At 39.4% G+C, this 8531-nt stretch carries 11 protein-coding genes, 1 tRNA gene and 1 pseudogene; 6 read left to right on the top strand and 7 right to left on the bottom strand.

The window, feature by feature from the left end; translation table 11 throughout:
• The first annotated feature begins 259 nt into the window (after positions 1-259).
• Positions 260-344, top strand: a tRNA-Leu gene (locus BN67_RS03545).
• Between the two features lie 128 nt (positions 345-472).
• Here BN67_RS03545 and BN67_RS03540 read toward each other — a convergent pair.
• From BN67_RS03540 to BN67_RS03530, 4 genes are read right to left on the bottom strand one after another with little or no spacing between them, the layout of a single operon-like run.
• Positions 473-691: a membrane protein gene (locus BN67_RS03540; RefSeq protein WP_026088148.1), complete on the bottom strand. Its 219-nt coding sequence runs from the start codon at positions 689-691 to the stop codon at positions 473-475.
• Positions 684-887: a hypothetical protein gene (locus tag BN67_RS14765; protein WP_083871966.1), complete on the bottom strand. Its 204-nt coding sequence runs from the start codon at positions 885-887 to the stop codon at positions 684-686. The genes BN67_RS03540 and BN67_RS14765 overlap by 8 nt, the downstream gene beginning before the upstream one ends.
• Positions 820-1047 (bottom strand): hypothetical protein, encoded by a 228-nt coding sequence (locus tag BN67_RS03535; RefSeq protein WP_019222765.1) that lies wholly within the window; start codon positions 1045-1047, stop codon positions 820-822. The genes BN67_RS14765 and BN67_RS03535 overlap by 68 nt, the downstream gene beginning before the upstream one ends.
• Positions 1044-1706, bottom strand: coding sequence for a lysozyme (locus BN67_RS03530; protein WP_026088147.1), 663 nt, complete (start codon positions 1704-1706; stop codon positions 1044-1046). The genes BN67_RS03535 and BN67_RS03530 overlap by 4 nt, the downstream gene beginning before the upstream one ends.
• 112 nt (positions 1707-1818) lie before the next feature.
• Between BN67_RS03530 and BN67_RS03525 the strand changes: the two genes are divergently transcribed.
• A complete protein-coding gene (locus BN67_RS03525) occupies positions 1819-2127 on the top strand; it encodes a hypothetical protein (RefSeq protein WP_019222763.1) in 309 nt (102 codons plus the stop codon).
• 592 nt (positions 2128-2719) lie between these two features.
• The gene (locus BN67_RS03520) at positions 2720-2935 is read left to right on the top strand and encodes a hypothetical protein (RefSeq protein WP_019222762.1); all 216 of its coding nucleotides are present in this window, start codon (positions 2720-2722) and stop codon (positions 2933-2935) included.
• Positions 2936-3103: 168 nt separating this feature from the next.
• Here BN67_RS03520 and BN67_RS03515 read toward each other — a convergent pair whose 3' ends face one another.
• From BN67_RS03515 to BN67_RS03470, 3 genes are all read right to left on the bottom strand, one after another.
• Entirely contained in the window at positions 3104-3652 is a 549-nt protein-coding gene (locus tag BN67_RS03515) for a hypothetical protein (protein ID WP_019222761.1), read from the bottom strand.
• 2731 nt (positions 3653-6383) lie between these two features.
• Positions 6384-6509: a hypothetical protein gene (locus tag BN67_RS15185; RefSeq protein WP_019222753.1), complete on the bottom strand. Its 126-nt coding sequence runs from the start codon at positions 6507-6509 to the stop codon at positions 6384-6386.
• A 70-nt stretch (positions 6510-6579) separates the two neighbouring features.
• A complete protein-coding gene (locus tag BN67_RS03470) occupies positions 6580-6873 on the bottom strand; it encodes a helix-turn-helix domain-containing protein (RefSeq protein ID WP_019222524.1) in 294 nt (97 codons plus the stop codon).
• A gap of 152 nt (positions 6874-7025) precedes the next feature.
• Here BN67_RS03470 and BN67_RS12575 point away from each other — a divergent pair.
• From BN67_RS12575 to BN67_RS03455, 3 genes and pseudogenes are all read left to right on the top strand, one after another.
• Positions 7026-7546, top strand: a pseudogene (locus BN67_RS12575) (helix-turn-helix domain-containing protein).
• Between the two features lie 45 nt (positions 7547-7591).
• On the top strand, positions 7592-8089 hold the full coding sequence (locus BN67_RS03460; protein ID WP_019222752.1) for a helix-turn-helix domain-containing protein: 498 nt from the start codon (positions 7592-7594) through the stop codon (positions 8087-8089).
• A 21-nt stretch (positions 8090-8110) separates the two neighbouring features.
• Positions 8111-8531 (top strand): helix-turn-helix domain-containing protein (locus BN67_RS03455; RefSeq protein WP_019222751.1); only part of this gene is annotated, 421 nt, incomplete at its 3' end.

Here is an 8531-nt window from a genome sequence, read left to right as displayed (position 1 = left end):
ATTCGGTGTGGGAATATTTGCAAGCTTAGTGGGCACGTGCTCTTACGAGCTGGTGTGGATATTTGCAAGCCTTGTGGGGAAGTGCTCTTACGAGCTGGTGTAGATATTTGCAAGTCTTGTGGGCGAGTGCTCTTAAGACCAATAGAGCAAAAATAGTACGAATTCTTAAAAAAGCAGAAGTTTGGTGTTGACTAATCTCTTCTTCTTCATATAGTGCAGAAGAGTAATCGACATTTTGTCCTTTTAATAATGAAAATGTGCGGGTGTGGTGGAACTGGTAGACACGCCAGATTCAAAATCTGGTTCCGAAAGGGGTGTCGGTTCGAGTCCGACCACCCGCACCACTTTTCTCTTCTTTCTCTCATTTTCAGTATGTGGTTTCACTGTGTGCTCTGCTGTTCAAACGGGTGTATATTGTTTTTGATATCTTTTTGCCTTAAAAAAACGCGCTTTCTCAACAGTGAATTACTCTCTAATGTTTGGCAAACCACTGTTTGAGATGTAGAAAGACATCATCTATCGCATCGATAAAACGCGCAAAGTCAAGAATCAACAAAAAGATGAAAAATGCTATCCACCGCATAAAGCGAGACATGATTTTCATACTTTTATAGGTCAAAATCATTTCTTGCAGCATTTCTTTTTCTGCTTCTGTGAGCTCTGTTTTTTTTTCAATTTTTTTTCTAGCCATGTTTCCACCCACACAAATATTCCCCTTGTTTATTGTGTTTTAAAATTTCTCTTGCTAAATTTGAACTGATGACGTGAAGATCTTGCTTTTCCAAGTAAATGGGTAACCAACCAACACAAGAAGTAGACTTATTGATCGCGCAGCCAGTGAGAAAGCTCAACACGCACATCAGTATCATTTTTTTGATTAACTTCATTTTCAACCTCAAGCCTTGTTGTTGCTGATTTTAGCGTTTTTTCCGTTTGTTTTTGTTGTTCAAGCTTCTTTCCAAGCGTAAAGGCTTTGATGAGAGCTATAAAAAAAGCGGACAGAGCCGCACCTGTCAGCATCAGATTTTTTTTAATCCTCCAGATCATAGACGGTGCTCCTGAAAACGTTTCGCGACAAAGAAAAGGCCCGCACATGCTGCTAAAAGCATAATGGCGGCTAATGCCCATTGAATAGGGCCGTTGCCTGCTAGTAATCCTCCAAGACCTGAAAATGAACTTATAATTGGTGCTAGGGCTTCTGCTGTGAAAAGTCCTGTAGCCCCTTTTTTTTCTACTGTTTGATAGTTCGAAGAAACATAAGCACCTTTCGCCCACAAGCCTGCTTCTGCAGCACGTCTATGTACGAGACCATTTAAACGTTTGCCTCCTGCTTTGGTCCATTTTTGTAATTCAGAAGGGATTGCGTCATATTCTCCTTTATTAAGCTTTTTTAACAGTGTAGAATTACAAAAGGCTGTTGTTCCTACATTATAACAAAAGGATACTAATGCTGCGAACTGTTCGTTTGTTAAGGAAACTATGACGGCTTTTTCAATGGTCTTTTCAAACTGTTGCAGATCGTGATGAAGAATTTCTTCCGCTTGTTTTTCAGTAATTGTCATACCTTTGTGAATAAAAGGTTTTCCGGCTGTGTTTGTATGTCCATAACCGATTGTCCATACACCGCTGGCATCTTTATAGGCATGCAAACGCAAACCTTCCCATTGTTTAATGAGTGCAAGCCCTTCTTGAGATATTTTTCGCATAAAACCCCCTCCATAAAGAAGCCTCAAAGTGAGACTGACGAACATATTAAAAATTAAAAAATGAATTTCTTTCTCTATTTCTAAGCACCAGAAAAAGGTGAACTTTGATGAAATGGTGGCGGATAGTGCCTGGTGGCAGATGGTGGTAGGTGCCTGGTGGTCGATGTTTGGTGGTGGCATGCCTGTGAGGCGGTTCGTTGTGGATGCTTTGTGGTCGATATTTGGTTGCATGCCTGTGGCACGGTTGGTGGTGGGCGCTTGTGGTGTGATTGACTGTGGAGCCTTGGTTGCGGATGGTAGTGGATGGTTGGTGGTGCGGTTAGCGGCGGGTGCTTGTGGTGTGGTTGACTGTGGATGCCTGGTTGCGGATGGGTTTGGTGGTGGCATACCTGTGAGGTGGTTCGTTGTGGATGCTTTGTAGTCGATATCTGGTTGCGTGCCTGTGGCGCGGATGGTGGTGGATGTTTGGTGAAAAAGAAAAACTGATATAGTAGAAAAAGTTGCTGATGTAAGAGATAAAAATCAATGATTAGCTGAGATTATATTCCAAACACACACACAAACCCCTATCTTAAAAGATAAGACCTTTAAACATTAAAGATGAAATAAAATCACAAAACAGTGATAAATTTTGATACAAAAAGACTCGTACCGCATATGTCATTAAATACTATTTTTTACATTTTGTCAATAGAAAAGGGGGGGATTTTGTGTTTTTGAGTCGATCCGCTTCTTGTATAATAAAGCTTCTCTATTTTGTTCAGAAAAGTTTTGTGCAGAAAAGACTGTCGTCTGAATGAGCAAGTTTTTGCAATACAAAAAAGAACCACTTTTCCCTTTTTTGGAGAAAAATCTGGTTTTCAGATTAAATTGTAAGGTGCGTCATCGGAGTGGTGATTGCTGGGGCGGATGTCTGGTGGTGCGGTTAGTTGTGGAGTGTTTGTGGTGTGGTTGACTGTGGAGCTTTGGTTGCGGATGGGTTTGGTGGTGGCATGCCTGTGAGGTAGTTCGTTGTGGATGCTTTGTGGTCGATATTTAGCTGCGTGTCTGTGGCACGGTTAGCGGCGGGTGCTTGTGGTATGATTGATTGTGGAGCCTTGGTTGCGGATGGGTTTGGTGGTGGCATGCCTGTGAGGCGGTTCGTTGTGGATGCTTTGTGGTCGATATTTGGTTGCATGCCTGTCCTTCAACAAGAAGACTTCCATTTTCAAGTTGTTCTGCGATCATAAGTTCTTCATCTGGCACGGTTGGTGGTGAGTGCTTGTGGTGTGGTTGGTGGTCGTTTAGAAATCATTTTTTGCGCTTTCCGTTAAAAAGATAAATGCTCTATCCATATGGAACAGAATGAGGAAGTGTGGGTGCATGTATACTTTCTATGAAGGTTTTTATTCTTGTGTTTAATACTCAAAATATTGATGAAGTGCATTCAGAATGAGACGCAGTGAACAAACAAAAGAGGGAAGAGGTTTATCTTCGACAACAAGATATTGAAGTGCGGCTTCAAAGTTATGTTGACGATGCAGATTTTGTGCATCTTGGATCGCTCTTTTCATATCTTTATAGGAATCGGTTGCTCTTTGAACCCACTGTGTTTGTGCTTTTTCATCCGATGTTGTGTGCCTAAAATTATCATAATAGCCATGGGGCAATCCTTTTGCACATAAATAGTCGTTTCTGACTTGGAGATACCGTTGTGCAGTATCATATTGGTCTTTACTAATGCCAGAGGCAGCCTGTTTATATCCAAGCAAACAGAGCCGCCCGATATAGGAACTCGAAAGTAGATTTTTGGCTTCTTCTATGCTCAAGCCACAGTGTTTCGCACGCATTGCAACTGTGGCTTGCGGAGGAGGTTTGTGTGGTTTTTTGGCACGTGAAATACGGCCGTTGGGTTCCCTTAGTTTCCCTGTTATCATAAGTCTGCCGCGTTTTTTATCTGTTTTCATAAACATACTCTTTGAATTTAAAAGTGATTGTTTGGTTTAAAAGCAAGTACTGTATGAAAAATGTTTCAAGACAGTGCTCTCTTGAAAAAAGAGAAAGCGGTGAAAAAGAGCATTTCTAAAGAAAGAGAGTGGTTGCCCGTAAAAGCAGAGAAAAAGTTGCCCTTGTGAAAGCAGTTGTGTTTTTAAGAAAAAGCTCTCTTCTCGAGAGAAAAAATAATTTTTGTTGCAAAGGGAGTACCAGCATTTTTATTTTGCCATTTACAGCCGGTTATTTGTTTTTCATAAAAGTTTTTGCTTTCTACAAAGGAAAGGTATGTTGAGAGATTGATGCACCGTTTTTGCCAAATTTGAACAAAAGCATGCTTTCTTGATTTTGTTTTTTTATGATGGCTCTTGTTTTTTATGTGAAGAGACTTTGCAGAAGTTCCTAACAGCAGGCTTTTGATGCTCTTTTTTTGCCGTAGAGGAGACAGCCAAAGAGGCTTGATGTCTATCGCATTGTTAAGCATATCACTCTATCCTTATAGAGGATATTTTTTGTCTTTTGAACAGAAGATATGTGTCATAAATAAAAGTCTATCTCCCCTTATATCATACCATATTTCCTTTTCAATTTTCAAATAAAATATCAAATATATGCTGATAATAGTTACAAAAACAACGTCAGTGATAAAATGAATGCGTTCTTTTTTGTTGTTTAAGTTTATCCTTTATAGGATAAAATTTTATAGAATATAAATTGTCAATTTTGTCTCTTCATTTTTGTTGCTTTATTAAAGAGAGGAGGCATGATACCGTTAAGGTATGAGATCAAAAATTCATTGTTGTTTTTATGAAAAGATATGCGTTTCTTAAAATATGGGACGCCTTGTTAAAAGAGATCATGGTTTCGAAGAGAACTATGTGTTTTCCCTTGAAGAAAAACTGTGTAAAGGGGGCTGGAAGAGTTTGATATTTATGAATGGCTTTGCTTTTCACTTTTGAGGCGAGTGCTTCGCCGTTGAGGTAGGTTGCTTTGCCCTTGAAGCATGGCCACTTTATCTTTGAGGTGGGGTGCGCTTATGTTCTGTTGTATTTTAAGATTTTTGCTTTCTTGCAGATGTGTAAACTTGCTGGTCTTGTAGAAAAAGCTTTGTCAAAAAATCCTCTTAGTTTTGCGGAAAATATTGAAGAAAACCTTTTTTGACTATACTGTCTTGTTGGTTCAAGAAAGGGGTAAAGGTAGAGCCATTCGGTTATGTTTTGTTTGAAAGGTTTATTTTCTTGAGGTGGGTACTTTGCCCTTGAAGCATGGCACTTTATCTTTGAGGCGGGGCACGCTTATGTTCTGTTGCATTTTAAGATTTTTGCTTTCTTGCAGATGTGTAAACTTGCTGGTCTTGTAGAAAAAGCTTTGTCAAAAAATCCTCTTAGTTTTGCGGAAAATATTGAAGAAAACCTTTTTTGACTATACTGTCTTGTTGGTTCAAGAAAGGGGTAAAGGCAGAGCCATTCGGTTATGTTTTTTTTGAAGGGTTTGCGCGAAGAGTGTATTGGAAGAGTTTACTTGAAAAGTGCGCTAGAAGAGTTTGCAAAAAAATGATCAAACGAAGAGAACGTGGGTCGTTATCCGTTTTGAGAGCCGGTGACTTCAATTTGTGTCATAGAAAAATTTTCGCATAGAGCAAAGAGTCGAGGCAGAAAAATGAAGCAAACAAAGCTCCGTTTGGCAGGTGAGGAGCATATTGGAAGTCGGAAAAAAGTATTGTCTCGATATTTTTTCATTCAAAATCGTGCATTGGCGTCAACTTGTATAAAAATTGATGATTTTGCGTAAATCATTATTGAGGAAAATCAAGCACTCTTTTATAAGGAAGAATCAAGGACAGCTCAAAAATTTTACGAAAATGAGAAATAATAAAGGGGAAAGTTCAGTGTTTGGTAAGAAGATACCTTTCTTTGTGTTCAAAGAAGCGATAATATTTTCATGGAACAATAAAATATCGCGCAATTTTCTCATCATGTTTTGCACATTTCTTATCATGGTGACTCTCGAGGAGTCCGCTTTGGCAAGGCTTTGACGACAGATGTCGCAGTGGGAAATATGGGAAAGTGTGGGAAATCTTATTTTTCTTTTACCCGTTTTCATTTGGGTTTGTATTTTTGCGCCTTTATCGGTCGTTTGGGGCTTTTGCTCTCTTCGAGAGCGTAAATTAAAAAGAACAATGCAGGAAATTGAAAAAGTTCCCCCTAAAAGATAAATCCATGAGGGCATAAAGACGAGGAAGAAGGATTTGTTTTTTCTTCTTGATTATCTTGATGGGGATTTTTGTGCCTTGTTCTTTTTTCTGAAGTGTTGAAAATTGTCTTTCAGATTAAAAAATAAAAACGGCTGAGGCGAGAAGAGGCGCAGCGCTTTTATTGTCTTAAAAGCGTTGTTTTAAAAGCCAGAGAAAGAACGTAAAATTGCGGATTTTATAAAGAAGAAATTTCTTTCGCGGTAATGGCAATAATGTATTGATTTATAATGATAACTTATCGTTGTTTACTTATGAAGCATATCCCTGAATACTGTTAAGATTCTTCCTTTTTAAACCTTTTTATCTTGAATCAATTTTATTGACTTGACTTGTATACTATCAGCGAGGTTGGCATAAGGGGTAAACGAGAGAAGACAAGGAGGAAAAATGCCTCTCATGAACTGTTTTTATGCAAGGTGAATATTTCTCTCTTTTCCTCTGGGGTCCATAAATTATAAGCAGCAACCATAATCACCCCCGATAAAGACAATCTGATCATCAGCTATGACCCAAATGGCTGCCCCCTGATGAAACTCTATGCAATTTACCTTGCCTATTTCGTCTTGATCTTTAGACATTGATAAACCTTTTTATCTTATGGTATTTAAATTCATGGCAAATGCGCTAACACGCAAAGCCAACACAATTTTAAGCAGCACTCCCACGCAATGGGGAATGTTTGATGGAATCCGTATGAGCGTGTTTTGCTGCTTTAAAAATGCGACGGCGACTTTTGGGGTAGCGCTCAAAGAAAACTTGCTCGACGGGCAAGCCGATAAAGTCTGCAATAGCACGCTCGGCTTTCTCATTGGGTCGTGTCCAGATATGCTGAACGCTGGATGAAGGAAGTTGATATGCTTTCGCGAGCTCCGCCAAGGTCATGTTACGGTAGTGTGGCTCGGCTAAAATACTATGGCGATCCCATTTTTGTGTGATTGTCATAACTTTCGCTCCTGCTTTAAACGGATGCTCAAACCATCTGTTTTTTGTGGGGTTAAATGTAGAATAAATGCCCTCAATAACGGGCGGTAATAGGATACATAATTCACTTTTGTGAATTAGTCAACCTGAATGTGGATTAGGAGTGATTTTTTTTGGGACGACCTAAAAAAGAACCTAAAACAGAACTGGCAAAACGATTACGTGAAGTACGGCTTGCCCTTGGTTTTTTGGAATGCAAACAGTTTGCTGATCATCTTGCAGTACCTGAAAGTACTATGAATAACTACGAAACTGGCTTACGCGAACCACCTGTATCGATGTTGGTAATTTACAAAAATGTTTGTGGTGTATCTGTGGAATGGCTAGCTACAGGTGAAGGTGAAATGTTTACAGACATAGCAAAAGCAAAAACAGCGGTTTCAAAAGCACCTACCATTCCTACTGGACTCATGAAAAAACTCGGTCGCATAGCTTATACAACCTATCGCGATGCAAATATAAACCTCCCCCCTGAAGATATGCGGCAGAACTTTATAAAAAGTTACAAGAGCTTGTTCAAAACATACACGACATGGAAGAAGTAGAACTTACTTTGCCTCTTCTAAAATTGCATTTAAAGCGTCAAATAGGAGCTGAAAGTGCACATCTAGTAACTACACAAGATACGGCTTAATTCCCCTCTAAAAGGAACAATACAGGCGCGTTACCAAAAACACCATTGACAAAACGCCTACGTGAAATAAGAAAAATGCTTGGAAATGAAGAACGTGGTGCTTTTGCAAAAACTCTTGATTTGGCGAAAAGTACGCTCGCAAATTATGAGCTCGGTGTAAATGAGCCACCAGCATCTATCGTAATTGCCTATTACAAAATTTATGGTGTAGACTTTTATTGGCTTCTCACTGGTGAAGGTGAAATGTTTAGTGACATGGCAAAAGCGAAAGCAGCCGGCTTTAAAGCACCCACCATTCCTACTGGACTCATGAAAAAACTCGGTCGCATAGCTTATACAACCTATCGCGATGCAAATATAAAACTCCCCCCTGAAGATCTAGCGGAGTTAGCAGCAGAGCTTTATAAAAAGTTACAAGAGCTTGTTCAAAACATCAATGACATGGAAGAAGTAGAACTTACTTTGCCTCTTCTAAAATTGCATTTAAAGCGTCAAATAGAAGCTGAAAGTGCACATCTAGTAACTACACAAGATACGGCTTAATGCTCCTCTAAAAGGAAAACTATGGGCGCGTTACCAAAAACACCATTGGCAAAACGCCTACGTGAAATAAGAAAAATGCTTGAAAATGAAGAACGTGGTGCTTTTGCAAAAACTCTTGATTTGGCGAAAAGTACATTCGCAAATTATGAGCTCGGTGTAAATGAGCCACCAGCATCTATCGTAATTGCCTATTACAAAATTTATGGTGTAGACTTTTATTGGCTTCTCACTGGTGAAGGTGAAATGTTTAGTGACATGGCAAAAGCGAAAGCAGCCGGCTTTAAAGCACCCACCATTCCTACTGGACTCATGAAAAAACTCGGTCGCATAGCTTATACAACCTGTCGCAATGCAAATATAAAACTCTTCCCTGAAGATCTAGCGGAGTTAGCGGCAGAGCTTTATAAAAAGTTACAAGAGCTTGTTCAAAACATCAATGACA

Origin of the sequence: Bartonella rattaustraliani AUST/NH4, assembly GCF_000312565.1 — a bacterium.
Lineage (GTDB): Bacteria > Pseudomonadota > Alphaproteobacteria > Rhizobiales > Rhizobiaceae > Bartonella > Bartonella rattaustraliani.
The sequence above is the reverse complement of the archived record's forward strand: the minus strand, read 5'-3'. Positions and strand labels throughout refer to the sequence as shown.